Source organism: Microbacterium sp. Z10_103 (assembly GCF_058310455.1).
This window is the reverse complement of record NZ_JBZEGK010000001.1, coordinates 2434419-2461035: the sequence shown is the minus strand read 5'-3', so window position 1 is coordinate 2461035 and position 26617 is coordinate 2434419. Positions and strand designations below refer to the sequence as shown.

Genomic DNA, 26617 nt, shown 5'->3' with positions numbered 1-26617 from the left:
GTCGAGGCAGCACCGGCACCCCCGCCGGTCACGACGACGATGTTGGAAGAGGGGATAGGCGCTGATGGCTCTGTCACTCCGCACTGCACGTAACGGACGACCCCGAAGAAGGATCGATCGCAATCACTGGCTTTACATCGCGGTCCTCGTGGCCGTGGTGCTCGGCATCATCGTGGGGCTCGTCGCGCCCGATGTCGGGGTCGCCCTCGAGCCGATCGGCCAGGGTTTCGTGAGCCTGATCAAGATGATGATCGCTCCGGTCATCTTCTGCACCATCGTGGTGGGCATCGGATCGATCGCGAAGGCGGCGACGGTGGGGAAGATCGGGGGCCTGGCGCTCGGGTACTTCCTGATCATGTCGACGTTCGCGCTGGCCATCGGGCTCGTGGTGGGCAACATCATCCACCCCGGCGCCGGCCTGGACATCGGCGGAGCCGCATACGAGGTGGAGGGTGAGGCCGAGAGCACGGACGAGTTCCTCCTCGGCATCATCCCGACGACGTTCTTCTCCGCGTTCACCGGCGGGAGCATCCTTCAGGTCCTCTTCGTCGCACTCCTGGTCGGCTTCGCGCTCCAGCGGATGGGCGAGCGCGGAGCGCGCATGGTCGAGGCCGTCCGGGGCTTCCAGGTGCTCGTGTTCCGCATCCTGGGCATGATCTTGTGGCTCGCCCCGCTGGGGGCGTTCGGCGCGATCGCGGCCGTGGTCGGCAAGACCGGATTCCAGGCGATCGTGAGTCTGGGTGTGCTGATGCTTGCGTTCTACCTCACGTGCTTCCTGTTCATCGCGGTCATCCTCGGCACGCTCCTGTGGGCGGTGGCACGCATGAACGTGTTCCGCCTCATGGGCTACCTGGGCCGTGAATACCTGCTCATCGTGGGCACCTCGTCCTCCGAATCCGCCCTGCCCCGGCTCATCGCCAAGATGGAGCACCTCGGAGTCTCCCGTCCCGTCGTGGGCATCACCGTCCCCACGGGATACTCGTTCAACCTGGATGGCACGGCCATCTATCTGACGATGGCGTCGCTGTTCATCGCCACGGCCATGGGGCAGCCCATGTCCATCGGAGAGCAGATCGGCCTCCTCGTCTTCATGATCATCGCGTCGAAGGGCGCGGCGGGAGTCACCGGCGCCGGTCTTGCCACCCTCGCCGGGGGACTGCAGGCCTACCGGCCCGACCTTGTGGACGGCGTCGGCGTGATCGTCGGAATCGATCGGTTCATGTCGGAGGCGCGGGCGGTGACGAACTTCACCGGCAACGCGGTGGCCACGGTTCTGATCGGCCGGTGGACGAAGCAGTTCGACGCGGCCCGCTCACGCGAGGTGCTGGCCGGCCGCCTGCCGTTCGACGAGTCCATGCTCACCGGCGACCCGCATGGCGCGGCCGCGCAGGAACAGGACAAGGTCGGCGGCGACCCCGAGGGTGAGACCCCCGTGAACACCCGGGAGCTCGACGCATTCCGGGCGAAGGCAGCCGCAGCGGCGGCGAAGCCTGCCGAACGAGGCTGACGCTTGACGTTCATCCGGCCTACGGTGCTGCGGCGCCGCAGGCCGGATGCGTGTCTCACGGGCCTTTCAGGGATTGGAGGCGGAGCAGCAGCCCGGGCGCGGTCCGGTCGAAGCGCGATCGAGGCGCCGAGCACGGCGGGCAGTAGCTCCCGGCGGCGCGAGATCACGACCGTGACGACCGTGGCGGCGATGGTCGGCGGGCATTTGGGGAGGAGATGTGCGATGGGGAGGGCGGGATGTGGTGATTCGGCCCTCCCGAAGCGCCATCTCCTCCCGGAGTGCTCGGGACGTTCTCGGTCGGGTCCGAGTGGGGCCGTGTGGCTGCGTGGGGATGGTCGGCGGGGGATAGTCGGCGGGCGGTTGGGGAGGGGATGTGCGATGGGGAGGGCGGGACGTGGTGATTCGGCCCTCCCGAAGCGCCATCTCCTCCCGCAGTGCCATCTGCTCCGGAGTGCTCGGGGACGTTCGCGGTCGGGGCGAGTGGGGCCGTGTGGCTCGGCGGGCGGTTGGGGAGGAGATGTGCGATGGGGAGGGTGGGATGTGGTGATTCGGCCCTCCCGAAGCGCCATCTCCTCCCGGAGTGCTCGGGGAACGGCCGAATCGCGGACCCCCCGCCACGTCGCCGGGCTACGGGGCCGGGCGGCGGAACCAGCGACGGCGGCGGGGAGGGGAAGGGGATGCGGCGGCCGCAGCCGCGCGCGCATCTCGGCGCGCCTCCCATGCCGCAACCTCCGCCTCCACGTCGCGGGTCGGGGTGACGACGGGCGGACCGCCGAGTAGCTGGCGCCGGGCCTCGATGACACGGCGGTTGAAGTCTTCGACCGCCTCGCGCACGTCGGCCGCCCGGGTGAGGGCGTCCAGGCGCTCCGCCATCTCGGCGTGCTCGACGCGCAGCATCAGCGCCGGCGGTCCGAGTCCGGTGAGCTTCTCGTTGGCGATCTTGCGACGGATCCACCAGTCGGGGTCGTGGCTCTCGCCGAGCCCCGCCAGCGGCTTGCCCGCCCCGGGGAGGTTCTCGAACTCGCCTCGCCGCATCGCCTGCTGGATCGCCGTTTCCACGTACGCCGCCCGCTCGGCCGCCGTCGACCCTCGTTCGGGGGCCCCGGCCGGCGGGCTTTGGGCGAGGGCGGCAGCGTCCCCGGCCAGCGGGCCTTCGGCCAGGGCGGCAGCATCCTCGGCCGGCGGGCTTTCGGCCAGGGCGGCAGCATCCTCGGGCGACAGGCGCCCCGCGCGCGCTTCCTGCTCGAGGCGGTAACGCGCGGCCGCCTGCCTCGGGTCGTCGCTCATGCGCACCTCCGCAGGGTCTCCATCGAGCCTACGACGGGAGAAGAGGGCGGGGTCGGCCGGCGCGGGCCGCGCTAGGGTGAGCGGCGCAGCACGCAGGAAGGCGGGGGATGACCGAGGAGCCAGGTGCACGCCCGACAAGCGCAGGTCGCGTCGGCGTCCGCGATGTCGCCCGGGCAGCGGGCGTCTCTCCGCAGACCGTGTCGCGCGTGCTCAACGGGCACCTGAGCATCCGCGACGACACGCGGGCGCGCGTTCTGGCGGCTGTGGACGCACTCGGGTACCGCATGAACAACGCCGCCCGCGCGCTGGGAACGAGCACCACGCGGACCCTCGGCGTGGTGGCCTCGGATGCTGCGCTGTACGGCCCCTCCGCGGGGATCGCCGCACTGGAGACCGCGGCCCGGGCGCGCGGCAGGTGGATCGCCACCGCGTACGCCGACGCCGCCGACCCCGCTTCGGTGGTCGCTGCGCTCCAGCACCTCCTGTCGCAGGGGGTCGACGGCATCATCCTCGTCGCCGCGCACACGCGGACGAGTGAGGCCGTTGACGCTGCCCGGCCGGGGGTGCCGGTCGTCGCTCTGCACGGCGGCGCGGGGACCGATCGTCAAGCCGAGGGGGCAGCCCTCGCCGTGCGGCACCTGCTGTCCCTGGGGCATGAGCGCATCGCCGAACTCAGCGGCCCCGCCGACTGGACCGAGGCGGTCGCTCGTTCGCGGGGCGTCGCGGCCGCGCTCGCCGAGGGGGGTGTCGCGAGCGCCGGGAGATGGTCGGGCGACTGGAGCGCCGCCGCCGGAGCTGCCGCCGCCGGGGATGTCGCGGCGGCCGTCTCGCGCCCGGACGGCCCGACCGCGGTCGTGACCGCGAACGACCAGATGGCGCTCGGCCTCATCGCCGGACTGCGCGCCGGTGGTGTCGAGGTGCCGGGAGAGGTGAGCGTGGCCGGATTCGACGACAATCCGGATGCGGCGTTCTACACCCCTGCGCTGACCACGGTGCGCCTCGACCTCGCCGGTGAGGCCCGCCGCGTCGTGGCCGCCGTGGTCGGCGAACCCGAGGCCGGGGCATCCGCCGCGCCGCCGATCCTGGTCGAGCGCGCCTCGACGGCCGCTCCCCGGAGCGCTCCCTGACAGCCCGCCCGCCCCACTCCGCGCCAGGACGCGCCTCCCGCGGATGCGCCTCCCCGGGACGCGACGGTTCGCGGCCGTCCCTCCGGCGCCGGACCCGCGGGAGGGGGGTCGCGCCGCCGCAATGATACCGGTAACATTCGCGGGAGACCTCGCCCGCCGACGATGGAGCACCCGTGACGACATCTCTGGATCCTGACGCGGTCGACCGCATCCGCGAACTGATTGCCGCGGGGCGCACCGCACTGGGGATCGAGCTCGGATCCACCCGGATCAAGGCGTGCCTTGTCGCAGACGACACCACGGTCCTGGCCGTGGGGAGTTCCGCGTGGGAGAACGACTACGTCGACCGCACGTGGACCTACTCCCTGGATGCGGTGGAGGAGGGTCTGCGCGCCGCCTACGCCGACCTCGTCGCCGACGTCGAGCGGCAGTACGGGGTTCGTCCGGCCACGTACGGCGCGATGGGTGTGTCGGCGATGATGCACGGCTACCTCGCATTCGACGACGCCGGCGCCCTCCTCGTGCCCTTCCGCACGTGGCGCAACACGTCGACCGCCGCGGCGGCCGCCGAATTGACCGCGGCGTTCGGAGTGAACATCCCCCTCCGCTGGTCGATCGCGCATCTGCACCAGGCCGTCCGCGACGTCGAGCCGCATGTGCCGCGCATCGCCTCCCTCACGACATTGGCCGGATACGTCCACGAGCGGTTCACCGGACGCCGGGTGCTCGGGGTGGGTGACGCCTCGGGCATGTTCCCCATCGACCCGGCGACCAAGAACTACGACACCGCGCTGCTCGCCCGCTACGACGCGCTCGCCGCGGGAACCGTTCTGCCGGCACCGGTGGGGGAACTGCTCCCCGAGGTGCTCGAGGCCGGCATGCCCGCGGGTGAACTGACCGCCGAGGGTGCCATGTTCCTCGACCCCACCGGCGAGCTTCGCCCCGGGTCGCCGCTGTGCCCGCCCGAGGGAGACGCCGGCACCGGCATGGTCGCGACGAATTCCGTGACGCCACGCACCGGCAACGTCAGTGCAGGGACGAGCATCTTCGCCATGGTGGTGCTCGAGCGCGCGCTGCGTCGCGTGCACGAAGAGATCGACCTCGTGACCACCCCCGCCGGCGACCTCGTCGCCATGGTCCACTGCAACAACGGCGCCAGCGAGCTGGGCGCGTGGGCAGGGGTCTTCGGCGAGTTCGCCGCCGCGGCGGGCGCTCCCCTCGACTCGGATGCGGTGTTCGAGGTGTTGCTCCGCGAAGCTCTCGAAGGGGATGCCGATGCCGGCGGCATCCTCGCGTACAACCACCTCTCCGGGGAACCGATTGCGGGGCTCGACGAGGGCCGCCCGCTCATCGTCCGGACGCCCGGCAGCCGCCTCACCCTGGCGAACCTCATGCGCGCGCAGGTCTACGGCGTCTTCGGCACCCTGAGCCTCGGGATGCGCATCCTCGCGGAGGAGGAGGTCGCACTCGACCAGATGTATGCCCACGGGGGGATCTTCCGCACGGCCGGGGTCGCACAGCGGTTCCTCGCCGGAGCCCTCGACGCGCCGGTGACCGTGGCGGAAACGGCGTCCGAGGGCGGCGCGTGGGGCGCGGCGGTGTTGGCGGCCTATCTGGCGCACGCCTCGCAGCTCGACCTGGCCGGATACCTCCGCGAACGCGTGTTCGCCGGCGCTCCCGCGACGACCCTTGCGCCCGAACCGGCCGACGTCGCCGGTTACGCCGACTACCTCGACCGGTATCGTGCGGGCCTCGCCGCCGAGGTCGCCGCCGTCGCCTCCCTCTGATTCCCCCCGAGCCACCACGCCCCCGAACCGCCCCGCACCACGCCTCCCCTAACCGGCCCCCGAACGCCCCCGCCCCGCCCGAAGGACATCCCATGACCCGCACGCCGCTTTCCTCCTCCCTCGCCGCCTACGAGGTCTGGTTCGTCACCGGAAGCCAGACCCTCTACGGCGACGAGACGCTCCGGCAGGTCGCCGAGCAGTCGCAGGCGGTCGCGGCCGGGCTCGACGGACTGCCGGTGAAGGTCGTCTGGAAGCCGGTGCTGAAGGATGCCGACAGCATCCGCCGTCTGGCGCTCGACGTGAACGCCCGGGACGAGGTCATCGGCGTGATCGCGTGGATGCACACGTTCAGCCCCGCGAAGATGTGGATCTCAGGGCTCGACGCTCTCCGCAAACCGCTGCTGCACCTGCACACCCAGGCCAATGTCGAGCTGCCGTGGTCCGAGATCGACTTCGACTTCATGAACCTCAACCAGGCCGCGCACGGCGACCGGGAGTTCGGGTACATCCAGACGCGCCTCGGCGTCGCGCGCAAGACCGTCGTCGGCCACGTGTCGAACCCGGCGGTGCGTTCGCAGGTCGAGGACTGGCAGCGCGCGGCCGCCGGGTGGGCCGCCGCCCGCTCGCTCAAACTCGCGCGTTTCGGCGACAACATGCGCTACGTGGCGGTGACCGAGGGGGACAAGACCGAGGCGGAACTGCGCTTCGGTGTGCAGGTGAACACGTGGGGCGTGAACGACCTCGCCGAGGCTGTGGCCGCCGCATCCGATGCCGACATCGACGCCCTCGTGGCCGAGTACGAGGAGCTCTACGACGTGGCGCCCGAGCTCCGCGCCGACGGGGAGCGGCACGAGTCGCTGCGTGACGGCGCCGCCATCGAGCTCGGCCTGCGGGCGTTCCTCGAGGAGGGCGGTTTCGGCGCGTTCACGACGAGCTTCGAAGACCTCGGTGCTCTGCCCCAGCTGCCCGGCCTCGCCGTGCAGCGGCTGATGGCCGAGGGATACGGCTTCGGGGCCGAGGGCGATTGGAAGACGGCGATCCTCGTGCGCGTCGCCAACGTCATGGGCGCCGGACTCCCCGGGGGCGCCAGCCTCATGGAGGACTACACCTACGACCTCGTTCCCGGCGACGAGAAGATTCTCGGCGCGCACATGCTGGAGGTGTCGCCGTCGCTCACGACGTCGAAGCCGCGCCTGGAGATCCACCCGCTCGGCATCGGCGGCAAGGATGATCCCGTGCGCCTGGTCTTCACCGCCGACCCCGGGCCGGCGCTCGTCGTGGCCATGAGCGACATGCGCGACCGGTTCCGACTCGTCGCCAACGTGGTCGAGAACGTCGCGGCGCCCGACCTGCCGAAGCTCCCGGTCGGACGCGCCGTGTGGAAGCCGCAGCCGGATTTCGCCACGTCGGCGGGATGCTGGCTGGCGGCAGGGGCCGCGCATCACACCGTCATGACGACCGCTGTGGGCATCGAGGTCTTCCGCGACTTCGCCGAGATCGCGCGCACCGAACTCGTCGTGATCGATGACGACACCACCCTTCGCGGGTTCCAGAGGGAGCTCCGCTGGAACCAGGCCTACTACCGCCTCGCGCAGGGACTCTGACATGGCTCGCGCACCGCTTTCCGGCACTCAGCATGCCCTCCGCGCCGGCGACGCCGAAGCGGTGATCGCCGGCGTGGGAGCATCCCTGCGCTCGTACACGTACGAGGGGCGGAACCTCGTCGTGCCTTTCGATGCGGATGAGGTGCGCCCCGGCTACCGCGGCGTGACGCTCGCCCCGTGGCCGAACCGCGTTGTGGACGGCCGGTACTCGTTCGGCGGAGTGGAGCAGATCCTCGCCCTCACCGAACCCGCGCGGGGGCACGCCCTGCACGGTCTGCTGGCGTGGGTCGAGTACGCGGTGCTCGACAAGGGGCCGAGCCACGTCACCCTCGCGGCGACCATCGAGCCGCAGACGGGCTATCCCTGGCGGGTGTTCGTCGAGACCACCTTCGCCCTCACGGCGGAGGGGCTGACGCAGACCGTGCGGGCGCGGACCGATGGTGTGACCCCCGCGCCCTGGGGCACGGGGCCACACCCGTACCTCGTCGGAGGGGCGGGCCGCGTGGACGACTGGACGCTGCACCTGCCCGCGGACCAGGTGCTCGAGGTCACCCCGGACCGCCTCATCCCCACCGACCTCGTCCCGGTCGAGGCGGATCCTGACCGGTTCGACTTCCGTACCGCCCGCCCGATCGGGCCTGTCGCGATCGACCACGCCTTCACGGCGCTCGCGCGCGAAACGGACGGGACCGTGACCGTGGCGGTGACGGATGCGGACGGCCGAGGCGCGGCGATCACGTGGGGTGAGGCGTGCCCGTGGGTGCAGGTGCACACCGCCGATCAGCCCGACGGCGAGCGTTCTCCGGCGCACCGGATCGGTCTCGCGGTCGAGCCGATGACGTGTGCTCCTGACGCGTTCAACGCCGCCCGCTACGACTTCGAGACCGGTCTTCTCCTCCTGGAGCCCGGCGCCGAACCGCTCGAAGCGAGCTGGACCATCCGCCCGGTGGGATGACGCGGATCAGTGCCCGTCGTGTGTCACGGCGGGCACGGTGCCGTCGCCGCGGATGAGCACAGCATCCTGCGTGGCGGCGAGAGCGGGGGTCACCACGACCGAGAGCACGGCCGCCGCAAGAATGAGGCCCCACACACTCGGCGCGCGTTCGCCGACGCGTCCCGGCCGCCGGCGGAGGGCGACAGCGGCGTAGCCGGCGACGACGAGAACCAGGGCGGTCGCTGCGGCCGCGGCCACGACGCTGGTGTGGGCGGGCGAGAGCGCCAGCAGGACGGTGAGAAGCAGCATCCCGAGGATGGCGCCGCCCACGACGAGACGCGGGACGAGGATGCGGGTGCGAGCGAGGCTCGCCGTGCCCCAGGCGAGACTGGTCACGCCCAGCGTGAAGAGCAGCAGGCCCACGCCTCGGCTGAGCGCGGTGCCGGCGGGACCCACGACGCCCCCGGCGCCCAGGGCGGCGAGGATCAGCCCGGCACCCCAACCGGCCACCGCGGGCCATGAGCCCGTGAACGCGACCCGCGCCATCCCCGCACGCAGAGCGCGCGCGGGGACGGCGGGATCGGACGCGGTGAGCGTCACGGGGAAATCGCCTTACGCCGTGCGAGTGCGCGAGTCACGCACGCTCTTGTCGGCGGCCAGGCCCACGCCGAGCAGAATGATCGCGCTGGCGAGGTGCAGGAAGTGGTCGGCCACGTTGAGCGCGAGGAAGTTGGCCGGACCCTGCAGGAAGAAGCCGACGATGCCGAGGAGGAGGTAGACCGCCCCGACGAGGATGTTGACGGTCTTGGCCGCACGCACGCCGGCGATGCCGCCGATGAGAAGCGCCGCACCGACCAGCAGGTGCACGATGTTGTGCAGCGGGTTGACCTGGAAGATGCCGAGCAGCAGGTTGCCGTCCGGCCCCGCGAATGCGACGTCTCCGGTGACGGTGAAGCCGAGTAAGCCGACGAGCAGGTAGACGGCGCCGAAGATGACGCCGACGAGACGGTTCGGTGATGAGCCCATGAGGACCTCCAGATGAGTGGCGCGGACGGTACCGCGCCTGCGGATGGTTCGGAACGGATCAGGAATCGGATGTGCGTGCCTCGGAAGGTGACGGCCGGGCAGGCGGAAGGCCTCGATTCTTTCGAGGCCTTCCCTGTTCTGCTGCGTCGCGCACTTTACGGGTCGCGGCGGAGCTGCTCCTCCATCTCGTGGTGGTGGTCCGGGCTGCCGCCTTCGGCGTCCGCTCGTCGCGTGTCGGCGGCGGGCTGGCTGTTGTCGGCCTTCTCGGCGGTGCCGTCCTTGCCGTCGGTGGCGTCTTCCCAGGCATCCTTCGCCTTGCGACCGGCGTTCTTCGCGTCATCCATGAGTCCCATGCGTCCTCCTTCTGGATCTGCTGTTGAGGCGAACGTAGGGGCGGAGCGAGGCGCCACCCGATGGGGTTGCATGGCAGGCGAAGCCGCGGTATGCGTGCGGCTGGGGCCGCGCACAGACGCTAGCCTCGAAGCGAGGAGGTGGACGGTGGGGCGAACGTCGGATGCTGTCGCGGAGGGCGTATCGATCGCCTTGGCCGCGGCTCGGCTGACCGTCCGCAACCACATCCTCGTCGAGACGATCTCGGGTGGTGCCGACTTCGATCGCGACGCGCTCGCGGCGTTCACGCGCGACACACTGCTGGACCTCGCGCGAGAACAGGAGCGGGCCGCCGACCGCATGCGGGAGCTTCGCCGCGGCGCGTGGGGCAAGCACTCCACGTCCAGCGGCACACACGATTACCGCGAGCGCGACACCCGGAACCTTCGCCGGCGCCGCAAGCAGTACGCCGGCGTGGCGAAGGAGCTGCGTGCCCTGGCCGACGACCGGGAACGGGTCTTCGCCCTCCTCGACGCCGCGCGGGACGCAGCGTGGGGCGACGTGGAGGCGAACCTTCAGCGCCGCCTCAAGGTCGAGGGGATGACGGCAGACGCGGATCCGGACTACGGGCGGATGCGGAAGGCGCGGATGGATGCGCTCCGCATGGTCGATCTTCCGAGGCTCGCATCGCACGCGCGACGCCGGCGGTCCGCGGCCGACGCAGAGCCCGGTGAAGAGCCGCAGACAGCTCAGGCGGGTGCCGAAGAGTAAGGATGCAGAAATCCCCCGGTCTCCAGAGGAGAACCGGGGGATTTCATCACTGTCTCAACACAGTGCGCGCCCGGAGGGACTCGAACCCCCAACCTTCTGATCCGTAGTCAGATGCTCTATCCATTGAGCTACGGGCGCACGGCCTCCGCGCGAAACGGCGCGCAGGCCTCACTGAGAGTACCTCACACTCCGCCGCCGCCGCGAATCGAGACGGCCTTTTCGCGGTCGTATCCGGGGGCGGCGGCGGGGTCGCGGCGTACCCTGGGGGGATGAGCGCCTACGTCTCGGCGTTCGAGTTGTTCTCCATCGGAATAGGACCCTCGAGCTCCCACACGGTCGGACCGATGCGCGCGGCCGGCGACTTCGTCGCGCGACTTGCGGCGACCGGCATGCTCGATCGAACCGCGGCCGTGGCCTGCGCACTGTACGGATCGCTCGGCGCGACCGGAATCGGTCACGGCACGCCGGACGCGGTCGTCGCCGGGCTTCAGGGGCTCGTTCCCGAGACCGTGGCCCCGGATGCGGTGCGTGCGGCGTGGAGCGGATGGCCCGAGGGGCAGCCGCTCCTGCTGGCGGGCCGGCATCCGGTCGCCTTCGCGAAGGAGGATGTCGTCTTCGCTCCGCGCACGCGTCTGCCGGGGCATCCGAACGCCCTGACCCTCGTCGCGCGCGCGGGAGGTGGGGAGGTGCTCGCGGAAGAGACTTACTACTCCGTCGGCGGCGGCTTCATCCGACGCCACGGCGAGCCTCCGCGGGTGAGTGCCCACTCCTTCCCCTTCGACTTCGACGACGCCGCAGGACTGCTCGCGCTCTGCGACGAACACGGCATCACGATCGCGGAGGCAGCCCGTCGCAACGAGGAGGCGCTCCGCGACGACGCCGAGATCGCCGCGGGGCTGGACCGGCTCTGGGACACGATGGCCGCATGCGTGAACGCCGGGCTGCAGGCCGACGGTGTGCTGCCGGGGATGCTGCGGGTCAAGCGCCGGGCGTCGGCCATCCGCGCCCAGCTCGAAGAGGTCGAGGCGGACGGGCGGCGGGAACTGCCGGGGGAGTGGCTCGGTGCCTTCGCGCTCGCCGTCAACGAGGAGAACGCCTCGGGCGGACGGGTGGTCACCGCGCCCACGAACGGCGCCGCCGGCATCCTCCCCGCCGTGGCCATGTACTGGTGGCGATTCCTCGCCGACTCGGGACTCGGCGCGGGCAACGCCGTCACGCCGTACGGCGAGCTGGTCGGGAGCGCGCTGCTCGGATACAACGGCCACGCGATCTCGCCGACCGAAGCCGCCGCCTGGGATGACGCACACGTGGCCGAGGCCAACCGCCGCCGCGGCGTCCGCCGGTTCCTCCTCACCGCGACGGCGCTCGGATCGCTGTTCAAGGCGAACGCGTCCATTTCGGGCGCCGAGGGCGGATGTCAGGCCGAGGTCGGCTCGGCGTGCGCGATGGCCGCCGGAGGACTGACCGCCGTCATGGGCGGGACGAACCGGCAGATCGAGAACGCGGCGGAGATCGCGATGGAGCACCACCTCGGCCTCACGTGCGATCCGGTCGGCGGCCTCGTGCAGATCCCCTGCATCGAGCGGAATGCGATCGCCTCCTCCACGGCCGTCGCCGCCGCGCGGCTCGCGCTGCGCGGCGATGGATCGCACTACGTCTCACTCGACACGGTCGTGGAGACGATGCGTCAGACCGGCATCGACATGTCGACGAAGTACAAGGAGACGAGCGAAGGGGGTCTCGCGGTCAACGTGATCGAGTGTTGACGCGGCGCCCGCTCAGTAGTCGGTTTCCGGCTCGGGCTCCGGCGGTTTCCGCAGTTTCGCGGTGAGGTCGCGCAGCATCCCCAGTTCTTCGTCGTTGAGCAGGGACATCCGTTCCGCGATGGATGTGGCGTGGTTGGCGGCGACCTTCCGGAAGGCACTGGCGCCGGCGTCGGTCGCCCGCACGAGGGTGCCCCGCCCGTCATCCGGATCGGAGCATTTCGTGAGGAGTCCGCGGGACACCATCCGCTCGACCAGCCGCGACACGCTCGGCTGGCTGATCAGCATGTTCGCCGTGACGTCGCGGAGTCGCGCGGTCACGTCCCGTGCGCGCGTGACGGTGAGCAGGACGTCGTACTCGGCTCGCGAGAGGTCGGTGCCGGTGAAGTCGACGCTCAACTCCTCGAGCACCTCGTGCTGCGCGCGGAAGAGACTCTCCCAGGCGGCCACGGCGAGGCGACGGTCGGTCATACCCTCAGATTACGGCGATTGCAGGCCGCCTAGGCTGAGCGGCATGAACCCGATCCGACGCGTCGCGGTCACCCTGGTGATCCTCCTGGCGGCGCTGACCGCCGGAGTCGTCGCATCCCCGGCCTCACCCGCCTCGGCCGACGTGAACGACTTCACGTTCGCGAGCATGAACGCCGACTACACGCTCACGCGCGCAGAGGACGGCGCGAGCGAGGTCCGGGTGGTCGAAACGTTCGTCGCGGTCTTCCCCGACAGTGATCAGAACAGGGGGATGCAGCGGCTGCTCCCGGAGACCTACCTCGGTGCGCCGCTCGATGTCGACCTCGTCTCGGTGACGGACGCGGAGGGCAGGTCGCGGCCCGTGGAGACCGAGAGCGATGACGGGTACCTACTCGTCACCTCTCGCGCCGACGACTTCGTGCACGGGGAGCAGACCTATGTCTTCACCTACACGATGCGTAACGCGGTCCGAGCCTTCGAAGACACCCGCGCGGACGAGTTCTACTGGAACGTGAACGGGCTCGATTGGGCGCAGCCCTTCGGTCGGGTGACCGCGAACCTCTACGTGGACGCAGAACTCGCCCCTTCTCTCACCGGCTCGCAGGCGTGTTACGCCGGCCCGCGGGACTCCACGGCGGGGTGCCCGATCGTGGCGGAACCCGATCCGGATGGTGGGGTCACCGTGCGGGCGGAGGCGACCGACGTGGGGCCGGGGGAGACCTTGACGCTTGCGGTGGGCTTCGCGCCGGGGACGTTCACCCCGTTCGACGCGTCCTATCTCGCCTCGCCGTGGGGGTGGTTGCAGGCCGGGAGTGCGCTGGTCCTTCTCGCCGCATTGGCGTGGGCCGTGGTGGTCCGCGTCCGACGGCTCGCAGACGCGCCCGGGCGGCCGACGATCATCGCCGAGTACACGCCGCCCCGCGCCGTCGATGCCCTCGAGAGTGCGGTGCTGCTGGGGAAATCGGCCAAGGCGATTCCGGCGGAGGTTCTCGAACAGGCCGTGGTGGGCAGCATCCGCATCGTCGAGGGGAAGCGCCGATGGCTGGGGGGCGTCGACCTGGAGGCGCATCTCATCGATCCGGCGCGAGCCGACGGTGATGGCCGGATGCTGCTGGACGGGCTGTTCGGCGAGGGGGCCGCGCCGGGCGCGGTGTTCTCCTTCGGACGGCAGGACACGCGGCTGTCCACTGCGGCCCGCGCGATCCTCGCGGCCGCGGGGAAGGAACTGGTGACCCGTGGCCTGCGGCGCGAGGTGCCCCTGCGGGAGCGAGTGCTGCCGTTCATGCTGGCGTTGGTCGCAACCGCGGGGGTGTTCACGTTCGGCGTCCTGGCGCTCGCGGCCAGCGTGACGCCGTGGATTCCGATCGTGCTGCTCATCGCGGCCGCGATCGCTGTCGTCGCGGTCGGCGGCCTGATCGCCCGGAAGCCGCTCACGGCGCTCGGTGCCGAGACCCGGGATCATCTGGCCGGACTGAAGGAGTTCATCGAATGGGCGGAGGCGGACCGCATCCGGATGCTGCAGTCTCCGGGCGGCGCGGAGCGAACGCCTGTCGATGCGAACGATCCGCGGCAGATGCTCCGGATCTACGAGGCACTGCTGCCGTACGCGGTGGTCTTCGGGCAGGAGAAGCAGTGGGCCGACCGGCTCGCGGTGCTGTACGACTCGACCGGAACGCCCGGTTGGTACGTCGGAACCTCCGGTTTCAGCGCCGCGTCGTTCGCGTCGGGCATCGGGTCGCTGTCGGCGAACGTGACCTCGGCCTCGTCCACGTCGGGCGGGTCGACCGGGGGCGGGTCGGCTGGCGGCGGGGGTGGAGGCGGTGGCGGCGGCGGCGTCTAGCTGTTCCGCGTCCCGGTGGCGGTCGGATGGCGGGGCGGTGGGGTGCAGCCCCTCCCGCGTCCCGGTGGCGGCCGGGGCTCGCCCGCCCAGTTCGTGACGCACCGAATCCCATCGCGACGTTCCGTGATTTCTGCGCCCGTCCCAAAGTCTGAGCACAGCGTCAGACGGTGAGCGTGGCGAGCTGGCGGGCGGGTGATCCATCGGTGGGGCGCCACCGCCGGGCGGGATCGAGCCATCTCGGGGCGCGCATCCATGGGGCGCGTCGGATCATGCGGATCTCCCAACCGCTGGTCTCGATGGTGCGGTGGTGGAACCAGCACAGGGCCACTCCGTTGTCGGTGTGAGTGGGCCCGCCGCGGGCGGCCTCTTCCACGTGGTGGATTTCGCACCACGCGGCGGGGACGTGGCATCCGGGGGTGATGCAGGTGCCGTCCCGCACCGCGATCGCCCGACGCTGGTGGGCGTTGTAGATGCGATGCGGTGTGCCGAGCTCGACGATGCTGCCGGCGCCGTCGAACACCAGACGCTGGATCGCGGCGGTGCATGCCACATGCCGTGCGACGGAAGCGGAGACGGCGCCGGTGTCGTCGGTGTCGCGCGTGGGGACGAACGCCACTCCGCCGGGCTGTGCGAGCTGGTCGGCGGCAACGGTGACCGTGAGGGTGGGGGCGGCGCCGCCGAGTTGGGGCATCCCGTCCATCCCCGCAGCGACCGTGAGCACGCCCGCGAACGCGTCGTGCCGGCGTTGCGGGGTGGTGCGCGGATCGACGGGCGCGTCCTCATCCTCGTTCGGTTCACCCGCGTTAGGGCACGCGGCGTCGGGTTCGAATCGAGGACCGGGAGCCGAGGTCACCTTGGGATTGAGGAAGGCGTCGAACAGGCGTTGCAGTTGCGCGGCGACCTCCGGCATCAGGCTCCCGCGCAGGGGAACGACACCGCTCTGCTCGCGTCCCAGGGTGAGGCCGCGCGCCTTGAGCGCACGCCCCTCGTCGGGGAGGGTGCCGTCCGGGTCGAGGTAGAGGGCCCAGGTCTTCGCCATGATCGCGATCTCGTCCGCCCCGGCCGGCCGGGTATCGGCGGTGCCGACGGCCGCATCCACCAGTGCTTCCTCAGCCGCGGCGAACGCATCCGCGTCGACCGCCGCGCAGCGGTCGCGAATGGGTGCGAGCTCCGCGGCGATCGCCGCTGCAGCGTCCACTCCGATCGCACCGGCGGTCACCGCATCGGCGACGAGGGGGAACGCCGCGGGGAGTTCGCCGCCGGTGAGCGCCGTGCGGGGGCGCAGGGGTGCGGCGGCTCGCATCCGCGTCCGCGCGGTGGACGCGGATATGCGGGTGACGCGTTCGAGGAGTTCGCCGGGGGTGCGGCATCCACGTCGCGCAGACAACCGGTCTTCGCCCAGCTCTGCGCGCGAGCGGTCGGCGACCTCACCGGCCAGGACCACGCGGGCTGCATCCAACAGCCGACCCAGTTCCTCGACGTCTGCCGCCTGACTCAGCAGTGAGTCGTCGGAGGCGGTTGCCGCGTCCAAGCCGCCGACGAGCGCACGCAGGCCGTCGCGGAGGGAGTCCACGAGGGCTGTCTGGTCGCTGTCGAACATGACCCCATTGTCCCGCTGGCCACCGACATCGGAGCGACTCAGGCCCAGATCAGGCCAGAAATCGGTGGACAACTCCCGGTGCGCGGAGGCTGGGGAGGAAGAGTCCCGTTCCCGGCAAGAGTAAGGGCCGGTCGGAGAGGCTTCCGACCGGCCCTTGTCCCTTGCACCAAGAGTGTCCTGCAATCACATGTCGGCAGCTGCCACAGCAAACAACTACCTGTCAGCACTCTATAACGGTGAGGTAACGGAACGGAAGAGTTGGCCGTTACCTTTTTGTGATTTCTTCGACTTCTCGGCTCATTCGACTTCTCGACTAAACGGTGACGTCCCACTCGGCGGCTTGCGCTTCCCGGGCCTGGCGCTCCGTCGACGACGGAAACACGTTGCGGTAGCTGGAGATCTCACCGGTGATGACCTTGACGATCACGTCGACCATTTCCTGCGGGTCGCCCTGCCCGGGGTAGGTGAACGTCGGCTGCTCCCAACCCGGGAGGATCGCCGTCTCCGGGTCGTACCAGTAGGACGACGCCTCGATCGCGGTGTCGTTGAAACCGGTTTGAAAGGGTCCGGGCTGCACCGTCGCCACGGCGATGCCGAGGGGTTTCAGCTCCTCCCGCAACGTGGCGGCGATCGCCTCGACCGCGTATTTGGTCGCGCTGTACGCACCGCCGAAGGGCTGAGCCTGCAGGCCGGCAATGGAGGAGTTGAACACGATCTTGCCGCTGCCGCGCCCGGCCATCTGGCGAATGAAGCGCTTCGTCAACTCCATCGGAGCGAACACGTCCGACTCGAAGTTCGCCCGAAGGAGCGACATCGGCAGGTCGGTCAGTGTCCCGATGTGAGCGACAGCGGCGTTATTGAAGAGCACGTCGACGTCGTAGCGGAGCGCGTGCGCGACATCGACCTCGTCGAACAGGTCGAGCTTGATGACCTCGATGTTCTCCAAGCCGGCCGCCGCGATCTCCTGACGCAACTGCGTCGCCTGCGGCCAGATCTGCACCCCCGCGATCACCCGGTACCCCAGACGGGAAAGATCGAAAGCGGTGAGTCGGCCGAAGCCACTACCTGCGCCGGTGATCAGAACGGTCTTCATGTTGGCCTTCTCTCGTCGGGACTAACTGGTTGGTTAGGAATCTAACTCTCCGACCCGCCGCTGTCAACCGACTAGTTAGTTTTACTCGACCTCCACGGCGAAGACCACCGCGATCGCGCGCCCGGACGTCAGGCTGCGCGTCGAATCTGGCACCCATCGGGGATCAGCGCGGCGGTCCAAACGACTGACGGTATTCGCGCGGCGTCATCCCGACCTCCCGCAGGAACTGGCGGTTGAAGTTGGAGAGGTTGCTGAAGCCGACGTCGTAACAGATAGCCGCGATCAGGGCGTCAGACTCTTCGAGCAGCACGCGGGCGCGCGCGATACGGAGCATTCGGACCGTCTCACTGAACGTGCGGCCACTCGCCCGCTGGAAGAATCGCGAGAACGTCGTCTCGGACATGCCTGCCAAACGCGCAGCTTCGCCCATCCGCACGGTGCCGCTGATGTTGGCGAAGATGTAGTCCAGCCCGCGCTCGACTGCGGCCGCGGCGGGTGAAGCTGCCTCCGGGGGCGTGAACCACTCCCTCGCCAGCAGCACCCGGTCCTCCCTCGGCGATCTGCTCAGAATGCCCAGCAGTCGGAAGAAGTGCACGAGCCGCAGCATGTGGTCGGTCGACCCCATCGCCTCGAGGGCTTCTGCTGCGTCGACGGCGGTGCGGCCGGTGAACAGGATTCCACGGGCAGACTCGTCCAACAGCGGGCGCAGCTCACGCAGTTCTGGCAGCTCCGCAGCCGCGCGCTCTATGCGGGCTCCGTCGAACTGCACTACAGCGTCCCGGTTGCGGATGATCTCGCCAGGCTGGAGGTCGCTCATCCAGTCGTGGGGGAGCCCCGAACCCACGAGCCACACCTGCCCGGGTTGGAAGGATCCGATGTGGTCGCCGACGATGTACCTGCCGGTGCTCTTGCGGATGAGGTGGATTTCGTACTCGGGATGGTAGTTCCACCGGGCGATCGGCGCCGGGTAGTCATGCTCCATCCAGCGCATGGAGCGTGCGGGATGGCGCTCGACCACCTCGAGCTCGGGCGGGCGGTTCAGGAGCTGAGCAGCGCGGTCAGCGGAGACGGCCATCTTCATGGAAAATTTGTATCAGAACCGCACTGCGACAGCGTAGGAGGCTGGTTCTAGCTGGCATAACCTGGCAGTACGACGCGAAGGAGCGACTCGGTGACCACCGATCGGCAGAGGCCCATCGGCTACCGGATCGATTCCAGCCGCACTGGTGCCCAGCTGCGGGTGCCGATCGTCGGTGTGTGATCACGGGCGGTTCGCTCGTGGACGGCACGGTCACGCCTGACGCTCGCGCACATCGCGAGCCGGCGTCGCTGGAAGCCGTCGCGCCCCGACGGGGTGATCGCGCACACGGGCGCCAGGGTCGCATGGTCACGATTTCGCATCTGCGGAAGGGGTGATGTTACTAGATGCTCAGTTGATAGGATATGTTTACAAGCTGTCAGAATTTTGGAACGTTGCAACGCTCGTCGCACCGTGAACTCTTGACAATGACGTGGGAGTAGCTATGTACAGTAATGAAGTCCTCAACAAGGTGTCTCGGCGCGGCCGTGGCGCTGTGGGATTGGCGGTCGCCACCCTCCTCGCTGTCGGCCTCGTCGGCTGTTCGGGCAGCGCGGGCGGCGGCGGAGCCGCCGGCGGTGACGGGGGGGACAACGTCCTCGGCCTCGTTGCCTTCGACATGACGTCGCCGTCTGACGCGGCGTTCGACAACAGCACGAAGGCCGCCTTCACGGATGCCGGCTGGGAGGTCCTCACGCAGGATCCCAAGGGCGACGCGGGTCAGGCCAACACGATCTGCAGTCAGTACGTCACCCGGCAGGTCACCGCGCTGATCATCACGACCTTCGCGCAGGACCAGATGGCGCAGTGCCTCTCCCAGGCGGGGTCGGCCGACATCCCGGTATTCTTCCTGGCCAGCCCCCTGATGGACGGCATGGCGGGCGCGGTCGACCTGGTGGCGCCTGAGCCCATCAACGACGTCTTCCTCAAGTACCTTGAGGACAACAAGGTCACCAACATCCTCACGCTCGACTACACGCCGGGCACCCCGTGCCGCCTGCGTGCCGAGTACCGCGACAAGCTGATCGAAGAGTCCGGTCTCGACATCGAGGTCGACAACCACGAGTTCCCGATCCCCGGCCAGGTCGTGGATTCGCAGAACGCCACCGCCGCGTGGCTCGCGGCCCACCCGGCGGGCTCCGGTTCGTTCGCGATCTGGTCGTGCTTCTCCGACTCGACTGCCGGCGCCCTCGCCGGAATCGAGCAGGCCGGACGCACCGACGAGCTGCCCATCTTCACGTGGGACTACAGCGTGTCCATCCTCGATGGCATCCGCAGCGGTGCCGTCGCCGCCGACCTCTGGATCGATTTCGAAGGCATGGGCGCCCAGGCCCTGGAGCTGGTGGAAGACAACCTGGCCGGCGGTGAACCGACAGGCGTCGTGGCGGCGAACATCGTGCTCACCAGTGAGAACATCGAGCAGTTCCTCACCGACCATCCCGAGGTCGAGCGCAACTGACCGGGATCGATCTCCGAGAGGGACGTTCAACTGTGAATAACAGCGAACCCGCACGCCGCACCGAGGCCAGCGTCAGCGACGCGCCGCTCATTGAAGCCCGTGACGTCACCAGGTCCTTCGGGGCGGTCGCGGCCCTCTCGGGGGTCAGCCTCGAGTTTCGCAGGGGTGAGATCCATGGACTTGTCGGCGCCAACGGCGCCGGCAAGTCCACTCTCCTCAATGTCATCGGCGGGGTGATCACCCCGAGCAGCGGCAGCATCCTTGTTCAGGGCAAGGAGCACGCCATCGATCGGCCTCGCGACGCGGATGAGCTCGGATTCGCATTCATCCATCAGGAACTGGCGCTGATTCCCGACTTCTCGGCAATCGACAACATGACGCTAGGGCTGCGCGACGCGGGGCGCTTCGGCTTCCTGGACCGCCGCGCCGCATCCAGGCGGGCCCGCGAGGTAGCCGAGCTGCTCGGCATGAACTTCTCGCTGCGCAAGCCGGCGCGTCTGCTCAGCCCGGCCGAGCGCGGGCTCGTTGCCATCGGGCGTGCACTCGTCCGCGACGCCCGGTTTATCGCGATGGATGAGCCTACGGCCGTGCTCTCAGACGTCGAGTGCCAGCGACTGTTCCGCATCATCCGCGACCTCGCAGCGTCCGGCGTAACGGTGGCGTACGTAAGCCACAGGCTCGGCGAGATCGAGGATCTCAGCGACCGAATCACGGTCTTCAAGGACGGAAGGGTCACCGGGCGCTTCGAACGGGGCGGGTACACCCGCGACGATCTCGTCCGCGGGATCACCGGGACGGCCGAGGGGCTCGGCCCGCGCGCCGAGGTCGCCAAGGTCGCGCTGAATGCGTCCGTCGTGTTCGAGGCGAAGCACCTGTCTGATGGGGGGCGCGTCCGGGACGTGAGCTTCGACGTGCGTGCCGGCGAGATCGTCGGAATCGCTGGTGTCGTCGGCGCCGGGCGCACCGAAACCCTCGGCCTCGTATTCGGCGAGCGTCGACCGGTCAGCGGCGAGATGACCCTGGACGGCAAGCCGTACCGGGCCGGCAGCGTCGCCGAGGCCATCCGTCATGGCGTCGCTCTCGTGCCGGAGGAGCGTCGATCGCAGGCACTGATCATGACGGACTCGGTACGCGCCAACATCCAAATGGGGTCGTGGGGGGCGACGGCGATCAGCCGGCTGCTGCCGTTCGTCAGTGACCGCAAGGCCCAGCGAACCGCCGAGCGCATGATGAGTGAGCTGCGTATCAAAGCCCGCGACCCGCACGTAGAGGTCGGGACGCTCTCCGGCGGCAATCAGCAGAAGGTCGTTTTCGGCCGCTGGCTTGCCCGCGATGCCCGCGTCATGTTGCTCGACGAGCCGACCCGGGGCGTAGACATCGGCGCCCGCCAGCAGATCTGGCAGACCATAGAGAACTTCGCGGCCGCAGGGAACGCGGTCGTCGTCGTCAGCTCGGAGCTCGAGGAGCTATCCATCTGCCATCGCGTCGTGGTGATGGCAGAGGGCCGCACGATCGGTGAACTGCAAGGACCCGGCGTCACCGATGAGCAGATGCTCTCAGAGATTTACAACCACCACCCGAAAGAAGAAGCCGCATGACCGACATCGCTCCTGCGCCGACCATCGACCCCCGACGGGGTCGATCGGCGGGCCAGTCCGTCACCCTTTTCATGGGCAAGTACGGAGCCCTCATCGTGCTCGCCCTCCTCGTCATCGTGTTCGGGGTGTTGGAGTCGGCGTACTTCCTCACTTGGGGCAACATCGTCCAGATTCTCAACCAGTCGGCACTCGCGGCGATCATCGCCTGCGGTCTGACGCTGGTCCTGGCGTCCAACCAGTTCGACCTCAGCATCGGCAACACGGCAAGTCTCTCGGGAATCGCCGTGGCCGCTATGCTCATCGGCGGCGTCCCGATCCCGGTCGCGATCGTGGTCGCACTCGCGATCGGTCTCTGCGTGGGACTGCTCAACTCGTTCTTGGTCACACGCCTCGGCGTCAACGCACTGGTCGCGACCTTGGGTGTGGGCAGCGTCGCCATCGGCGTCAATTACTTGATCTCCGGTGGGGCGGCCCAGCCATACGGCGCATTCGTCCCGGAATTCACCGAGCTCGCCGTCGGGACCTGGTTCGGCATTCCCAAGAACGTGTACTACATGGTGATCATCGTCGCGATCCTCTGGGTCGTGCTGAACCGCACCGTCCTCGGGCGCAACATTCAGGCCGTCGGCGGCAACGCCGAAGCGTCGCGTCTGGTGGGGGTGCCCGTGCGCGCCGTCACGACCGCCGCGTTCGTGATCTGCTCGCTCTGCGCTTCCGTCACGGGCATCCTGCTCGCGTCAGTCGTCGGCAGCGGGCAGGCAACGGGCGGTGACGGCTACACCCTGCAGGCCTTCGCCGCAGCCTTCCTGGGTACCGCGGTCATGCGGGAAGGCCAGTTCCACATCCTCGGAACCGTGGTCGGCGTCCTCACCGTCGCCACGGGCTTCAACGGCCTCGCGATCATCGGCGTGCCGGCGTTCGCGCAGTTCCTTTTCCAGGGCCTGGTGCTCATCGCGGCCGTGTCGTTCAGCACCGTCGCCCGTAAGCTCACCCGCGCCGGCTGACGCGTCTGCAGACGAAGGAGACACGATGTCCAGTGAGACGCCGAATACCATCGCAGAACTGCTCGGCGATGACGCCCCGAAGAACTGGGGCAAGTGGGGCCCCGACGATGAGGTGGGGAGCCTGAACTACTTGACCCCGCAGGAAGCCCTCCGCGGTGTGGCGGCCATCCGCTCCGGCGAGTCGTTCACCCTTCAGGTTCCGATCGGGATGCCGGGGTTCGAAGATCCCGTGCACCCGAGCCGCGCGGGCGCGGTACGCACCTCGGTCTCGGACGAGGGGTTCTTCCAGCGCGGCGCGGAAGAGCCCGCCAGTGGGCACCACTGGGCCGATGACAAGATCGAAATGTTCCTGCAGGGCTCTACGCAGTACGACGCCCTGGGCCACCTTTGGTACGACGGTCAGCTGTGGAACGGGTACGACGCCTCGACCACCAACGGCGAGTTGCGCAAGGCCTCCATACTGCCCATCGCCCAGCGAGGCGTCGTCGGTCACGGCGTGCTCATCGACATGGCACGCTATTACGGCAAGGACTCGCTCGAGCGGGGCGAGAGCTTTTCGCACATCGACCTCCAGGACGCCGCCGCCAAGCAAGGCATCGAGATCAAGCCGCGGGACATCATCGTCATCCGCACCGGGTGGCTGGGGCACTACTACCGGACCACGCCTGAGGAGTTCTACGCGGATTGGCATGAGCCGGGCCTGACCTGGTCGCCCGAGCTCGTGGAGTGGTTCCAGCGCATGGAGATCCCCAATCTGGTGACCGACCTCATCGCGAACGAGACGACCTGGCACGAGTCGGGTGTCGAGCTTCCCCTGCACAACGCCCTCATGCGCAACCTCGGGGTCGTCTTCACGGAGATCGTCTGGCTGGACGAACTCGCTGCCGCCTGCGCGGCAGACGACCGGTGGGACTTCCTCTATACCGCGGCGCCCCTGAAGGTACACGGCGCCAGCGGTGCTCCGGTCAACCCGGTCGCCATCCGATGACTGGGGTCGGGCTCTCGCAGGCGTCGCTGGCCGAACTGGACCCGCGGGTCGCGGTGCCGAGGTACGACCGGTCCCGGCTCTCGGTGGGCATCATGCACTTCGGCGTGGGAGGGTTCCACCGCGCCCATCAAGCGGTCTATCTGGACGATTTGATGTCGCTGGGGCTGGCAAGCGACTGGGCGCTGTGCGGCGTCGGCGTTCTCCCCCACGACAAGCGGATGGCCGAGGCGCTGGCAGCGCAGGATTACCTTTACACGGTCATGGTCAAGCACGCGGACGGCAGTCGCGAGGCCCGGGTGATCGGGTCGATCATCGACTACATGTTCGCGCCGGATGACCCGGAGGCGGTCATCGCACGCATGTCGCACCCCTCCGTGCGCATCGTGTCGCTCACTATCACCGAGGGTGGTTACAGCGTCGATCCCTCCACCGGCGCGTTCGACCCCGTGAGCCCGGACATCGCTGCCGACCTCGAAGGTGACAGTGCTCCGCGGAGTGCATTCGGTTTGATCGTGGCCGCGCTGCGCCGTCGCCGGGAGGCAGGCGTCCCGCCGTTCACGGTGCAGTCCTGCGACAACATCCAATCGAACGGCGACGTGGCGAGGCAGGCGATCTCGGGGTTCGCCCGGCTGCTCGACCCGGTCCTGGCCGATTGGATCGAGACGGAGGTGGCATTTCCGAACGCGATGGTTGACCGCATCACACCGGTGACAGCCGACGAGGACCGTGCGGAACTCGAGCAGCGGTTCGGCACGATCGACCGGTGGCCGGTGGTGTGCGAGCCCTTCACGCAGTGGGTCGTCGAGGACCACTTCCCGGCTGGGCGGCCCGAATGGGAGCTCGTCGGGGCGCAGTTGGTGGGGGACGTGCTGCCCTACGAACTGATGAAGCTGCGGCTGCTCAACGCCAGTCACCAGGCCCTCTGCTACTTCGGCTACCTGGCCGGCTATCGGTACGCGCACGAGGCGCTGGCGGATCAGCGGATCGAGACGCTCCTGCGTCGCTACATGGATCGCGAGGGAACGCCCTCCCTCGCCCCGGTGCCCGGCATCGATCTCAGCGCGTACAAGGCTCAGCTGATCGAGCGCTTCTCCAACCCGGAGATCCGCGACACCTTGGCACGCCTGTGTGCCGAGTCCAGCGACCGCATCCCGAAGTGGCTCCTCCCCGTGGTGCGGCACGACCTCGATGCCGGCATCCCGGTGCCTTACGCGGCCGCCGTGGTGGCCAGTTGGGCCCGGTACGCGGAGGCAGTCGATGAATCCGGGGAGCCCATCGTGATCGTCGATCGGCTGTCAGAATCGTTGCAGGCGATCGCGCGCACGCAGCGCGAACGTCCCACGGCGTTCATCGAGAACCGCGCCCTGTTCGGCGACCTCGTCGAGCAGCCGGCCTTCCGCGAGCCGTACCTCGAGACGCTCGCGGTGCTTCACGAGGCGGGGGCGCTCACCGCGCTGGAGAGACTGCTCGCGGAGGGGTGACCGGCCTCAGACGGCGGTGTAGCCGCCGTCGATGGAGAGGTCGGCACCGGTGATGAACGACGCGGCGTCGGACGCCAGGAACAGTACCGCCCCGGCGATCTCTTCCGGCCGTCCGAGCCTGCCCATCGGAGTGCCCTGCAGCCAGACGTCGAGGCGCTCGGGCATGGCCCTGCTGCGAGCGGTGAGCGCGGTCTCGACGTAGCCGGGCGAGATGCTGTTGACCCGAACACCGCGTGCGGCCCACTCGACGGCGAGCGATTTGGTCAGCATGATCACCGCCGACTTCGACGTGTTGTAGCTGGCCTGAGGCTGGGGTCGGTTGACGATGTGCCCCGACATCGAGGCGATGTTGACGATCGTGCCGGAGCCCGCCCCGAGCATGGCTCGTCCCTCTGCGCGGCACGAGCGGAACACCCCCGTGGCGTTGATGTCCATGACGGTCGCCCACTCCTCGTCGGTGAGGTCTTCGGCGTGGGACCCGAGATGGCGGATGCCGGCGCAGTTCACTGCCACGTCGAGCCGACCGGCTGACGCCAGCACGGCCTCGACGGCCAGGTCGACCGACTCGCTCGACGACACGTCCATGTGCACGAAGCGGCCGCCGACGGATGCGGCCGCCGACTCTCCGATGTCGGGGTCGAGGTCGCCGACCCACACCTGGGCGCCGGCATCCGCGAGGAGTCGTGCCGACGCGAGCCCAATCCCCCCGGCGCCGCCGGTGACGAGGGCGGTGCGTCCGTCGAGCCGGAACGTCTGCATGTGTTTCAGCCCCTCGCCTGCGGTGTGATGAACACCTTGTCGTACGTGCCCTCACGCTGTGCAGCCAATGCCTCGTCGAAACGTTCGATGGGGAAGTCGCCGACGCGCAACTCGTCGAGCGGCAGCTGGTGGGCGAGATTCGCGGCCCGGCGGTGGGTGAAGGGGTTCAGGGCCGTGCCCAGGATGGTCAACTCCCGGGCGTAGATGTCGTGAGGAGACACGCTAGCGCGGGCGTCGGGGTGCGCGACTCCGAAGAGCAGGAGCTGCCCGCCCCGCGCGAGGGCAGGGATCGCCGCGTCCATGACCGCGACCGAGCCCACCGCGTCGATCGCTGAGGAGAAGCCGATGCCGCCGCTTGCCTCGACCAGGCGCTCGCGCAGTCCGTCCTCGGCGGGGCTGAGCACGGTGTCGGCGCCGACCCGGAGCGCGAGATCGCGCCGCGAAGGCCTGCCTTCCACGGCCACGATCGGGCCAAGGCCGGCGCGACGGGACAGCATGATCAGCAGTGCCCCGACGGGGCCGACGCCGAAGATCACGATCGAGGTACCGGACTTCGCATCGAGCCGGTCGAGACCGTGCACGGCGCAGGCGAGCGGCTCGGTGAGGGCCGCCCGACGCGCGTCGTCGGTCCCGGGAACGGTGTAGGCGAGGCTCTGGTCGACCGCGAGGTATTCGGCCATGCCACCGTCGAGGTGCACGCCGGGAGCGCGGCGGTCGGGGCACATGTTCGGTCGACCGGTCTGGCACGGCACGCAGACGCCGCAGTAGTAGTGCGGCTCGACACTCACCAGATCGCCGACGTTGAGGTGACGGACGCCGGAGCCGACCTCGACGATCCGTCCGCCGATCTCGTGTCCGAGCGTGACGGGGGGCACGCTGTGATACTCCCCGTCTACGATGTGCGCGTCAGTGCCGCACAGACCGACGAACTCGGGAGCGACGAGGACGTCGGTCGGGCCGACGTTGGGGATGGGAATGTCGTCGACGATGACGCGGTGTTCCCCCTGGTAACGGATTGCACGCATAAATCGCCACGTTACCAGATGCTCACTTGATAGGATACGTTGACAAGTTGTAAGCCCCACCGTGGGTGCTCAGGATGAATCGAAG

At 69.3% G+C, this 26617-nt stretch carries 23 protein-coding genes and 1 tRNA gene; 13 read left to right on the top strand and 11 right to left on the bottom strand.

Features of this window, described 5'->3' with window-relative positions:
- The first annotated feature begins 64 nt into the window (after positions 1 to 64).
- Positions 65 to 1507 carry a cation:dicarboxylate symporter family transporter gene (locus AC4FS2_RS11965; protein ID WP_491156632.1) on the top strand — a complete coding sequence of 481 codons (1443 nt, stop codon included), beginning with the start codon at positions 65 to 67 and terminating at the stop codon, positions 1505 to 1507.
- 627 nt (positions 1508 to 2134) lie between these two features.
- On the opposite strand, the gene AC4FS2_RS11960 is transcribed toward AC4FS2_RS11965, so the two are convergent.
- On the bottom strand, positions 2135 to 2794 hold the full coding sequence (locus tag AC4FS2_RS11960) for a DnaJ family domain-containing protein (RefSeq protein ID WP_491156633.1): 660 nt from the start codon (positions 2792 to 2794) through the stop codon (positions 2135 to 2137).
- Positions 2795 to 2901: 107 nt separating this feature from the next.
- Here AC4FS2_RS11960 and AC4FS2_RS11955 point away from each other — a divergent pair, with 107 nt between their 5' ends.
- From AC4FS2_RS11955 to AC4FS2_RS11940, 4 genes are all read left to right on the top strand, one after another.
- Positions 2902 to 3921, top strand: coding sequence for a LacI family DNA-binding transcriptional regulator (locus AC4FS2_RS11955; RefSeq protein WP_491156634.1), 1020 nt, complete (start codon positions 2902 to 2904; stop codon positions 3919 to 3921).
- Positions 3922 to 4094: 173 nt separating this feature from the next.
- Positions 4095 to 5708 (top strand): xylulokinase, encoded by a 1614-nt coding sequence (locus AC4FS2_RS11950; RefSeq protein WP_491156635.1) that lies wholly within the window; start codon positions 4095 to 4097, stop codon positions 5706 to 5708.
- A 92-nt stretch (positions 5709 to 5800) separates the two neighbouring features.
- Complete coding sequence (gene araA / locus AC4FS2_RS11945; RefSeq protein ID WP_491156636.1) at positions 5801 to 7312, top strand: L-arabinose isomerase; 1512 nt, start codon at positions 5801 to 5803, stop codon at positions 7310 to 7312.
- A 1-nt stretch (position 7313) separates the two neighbouring features.
- Complete coding sequence (locus tag AC4FS2_RS11940) at positions 7314 to 8267, top strand: aldose 1-epimerase family protein (RefSeq protein WP_491177256.1); 954 nt, start codon at positions 7314 to 7316, stop codon at positions 8265 to 8267.
- A gap of 6 nt (positions 8268 to 8273) precedes the next feature.
- On the opposite strand, the gene AC4FS2_RS11935 is transcribed toward AC4FS2_RS11940, so the two are convergent.
- From AC4FS2_RS11935 to AC4FS2_RS11925, 3 genes are all read right to left on the bottom strand, one after another.
- A complete protein-coding gene (locus AC4FS2_RS11935; RefSeq protein WP_491156638.1) occupies positions 8274 to 8846 on the bottom strand; it encodes a hypothetical protein in 573 nt (190 codons plus the stop codon).
- Between the two features lie 12 nt (positions 8847 to 8858).
- Positions 8859 to 9272, bottom strand: a complete 414-nt coding sequence (locus AC4FS2_RS11930) for a DUF4383 domain-containing protein (RefSeq protein ID WP_491177253.1) — start codon at positions 9270 to 9272, stop codon at positions 8859 to 8861.
- 155 nt (positions 9273 to 9427) lie between these two features.
- The gene (locus AC4FS2_RS11925) at positions 9428 to 9625 is read right to left on the bottom strand and encodes a hypothetical protein (RefSeq protein ID WP_491156640.1); all 198 of its coding nucleotides are present in this window, start codon (positions 9623 to 9625) and stop codon (positions 9428 to 9430) included.
- Positions 9626 to 9770: 145 nt separating this feature from the next.
- Here AC4FS2_RS11925 and AC4FS2_RS11920 point away from each other — a divergent pair, with 145 nt between their 5' ends.
- Complete coding sequence (locus AC4FS2_RS11920) at positions 9771 to 10373, top strand: asparagine synthase (protein ID WP_491156641.1); 603 nt, start codon at positions 9771 to 9773, stop codon at positions 10371 to 10373.
- A 65-nt stretch (positions 10374 to 10438) separates the two neighbouring features.
- Here the strand turns inward: AC4FS2_RS11920 and AC4FS2_RS11915 are convergent.
- Positions 10439 to 10511: transfer RNA gene (locus AC4FS2_RS11915), tRNA-Arg, on the bottom strand.
- 131 nt (positions 10512 to 10642) lie between these two features.
- Here AC4FS2_RS11915 and AC4FS2_RS11910 point away from each other — a divergent pair.
- Positions 10643 to 12139 carry an L-serine ammonia-lyase, iron-sulfur-dependent, subunit alpha gene (locus AC4FS2_RS11910; protein WP_491156642.1) on the top strand — a complete coding sequence of 499 codons (1497 nt, stop codon included), beginning with the start codon at positions 10643 to 10645 and terminating at the stop codon, positions 12137 to 12139.
- A 12-nt stretch (positions 12140 to 12151) separates the two neighbouring features.
- On the opposite strand, the gene AC4FS2_RS11905 is transcribed toward AC4FS2_RS11910, so the two are convergent.
- Entirely contained in the window at positions 12152 to 12607 is a 456-nt protein-coding gene (locus tag AC4FS2_RS11905) for a MarR family winged helix-turn-helix transcriptional regulator (protein WP_491156643.1), read from the bottom strand.
- 43 nt (positions 12608 to 12650) lie between these two features.
- Here AC4FS2_RS11905 and AC4FS2_RS11900 point away from each other — a divergent pair, with 43 nt between their 5' ends.
- Positions 12651 to 14447, top strand: coding sequence for a DUF2207 family protein (locus AC4FS2_RS11900; protein WP_491156644.1), 1797 nt, complete (start codon positions 12651 to 12653; stop codon positions 14445 to 14447).
- Positions 14448 to 14607: 160 nt separating this feature from the next.
- Here the strand turns inward: AC4FS2_RS11900 and AC4FS2_RS11895 are convergent, their stop codons facing one another.
- From AC4FS2_RS11895 to AC4FS2_RS11885, 3 genes are all read right to left on the bottom strand, one after another.
- Positions 14608 to 16047, bottom strand: coding sequence for an HNH endonuclease signature motif containing protein (locus AC4FS2_RS11895; RefSeq protein WP_491156645.1), 1440 nt, complete (start codon positions 16045 to 16047; stop codon positions 14608 to 14610).
- Between the two features lie 313 nt (positions 16048 to 16360).
- Positions 16361 to 17140 (bottom strand): SDR family oxidoreductase, encoded by a 780-nt coding sequence (locus AC4FS2_RS11890; RefSeq protein WP_491156646.1) that lies wholly within the window; start codon positions 17138 to 17140, stop codon positions 16361 to 16363.
- A gap of 163 nt (positions 17141 to 17303) precedes the next feature.
- On the bottom strand, positions 17304 to 18221 hold the full coding sequence (locus tag AC4FS2_RS11885; RefSeq protein WP_491156647.1) for a cupin domain-containing protein: 918 nt from the start codon (positions 18219 to 18221) through the stop codon (positions 17304 to 17306).
- A 442-nt stretch (positions 18222 to 18663) separates the two neighbouring features.
- Here AC4FS2_RS11885 and AC4FS2_RS11880 point away from each other — a divergent pair, with 442 nt between their 5' ends.
- Genes AC4FS2_RS11880 through AC4FS2_RS11860 form a run of 5 tightly spaced genes read left to right on the top strand, consistent with a single transcriptional unit; the run spans position 18664 to position 24748 of the window.
- Positions 18664 to 19677: a sugar ABC transporter substrate-binding protein gene (locus tag AC4FS2_RS11880; RefSeq protein WP_491156648.1), complete on the top strand. Its 1014-nt coding sequence runs from the start codon at positions 18664 to 18666 to the stop codon at positions 19675 to 19677.
- 32 nt (positions 19678 to 19709) lie between these two features.
- On the top strand, positions 19710 to 21275 hold the full coding sequence (locus AC4FS2_RS11875) for a sugar ABC transporter ATP-binding protein (protein ID WP_491156649.1): 1566 nt from the start codon (positions 19710 to 19712) through the stop codon (positions 21273 to 21275).
- A complete protein-coding gene (locus AC4FS2_RS11870; protein WP_491156650.1) occupies positions 21272 to 22279 on the top strand; it encodes an ABC transporter permease in 1008 nt (335 codons plus the stop codon). Before AC4FS2_RS11875 ends, AC4FS2_RS11870 begins: the two co-directional genes overlap by 4 nt.
- A 25-nt stretch (positions 22280 to 22304) precedes the next feature.
- Complete coding sequence (locus AC4FS2_RS11865) at positions 22305 to 23267, top strand: cyclase family protein (protein WP_491156651.1); 963 nt, start codon at positions 22305 to 22307, stop codon at positions 23265 to 23267.
- A complete protein-coding gene (locus AC4FS2_RS11860; protein ID WP_491156652.1) occupies positions 23264 to 24748 on the top strand; it encodes a mannitol dehydrogenase family protein in 1485 nt (494 codons plus the stop codon). Before AC4FS2_RS11865 ends, AC4FS2_RS11860 begins: the two co-directional genes overlap by 4 nt.
- A gap of 6 nt (positions 24749 to 24754) precedes the next feature.
- Here AC4FS2_RS11860 and AC4FS2_RS11855 read toward each other — a convergent pair whose 3' ends face one another.
- Positions 24755 to 25507: an SDR family NAD(P)-dependent oxidoreductase gene (locus tag AC4FS2_RS11855; RefSeq protein WP_491156653.1), complete on the bottom strand. Its 753-nt coding sequence runs from the start codon at positions 25505 to 25507 to the stop codon at positions 24755 to 24757.
- Positions 25508 to 25512: 5 nt separating this feature from the next.
- On the bottom strand, positions 25513 to 26532 hold the full coding sequence (locus tag AC4FS2_RS11850; protein ID WP_491156654.1) for an alcohol dehydrogenase catalytic domain-containing protein: 1020 nt from the start codon (positions 26530 to 26532) through the stop codon (positions 25513 to 25515).
- Positions 26533 to 26617: the final 85 nt, after the last annotated feature.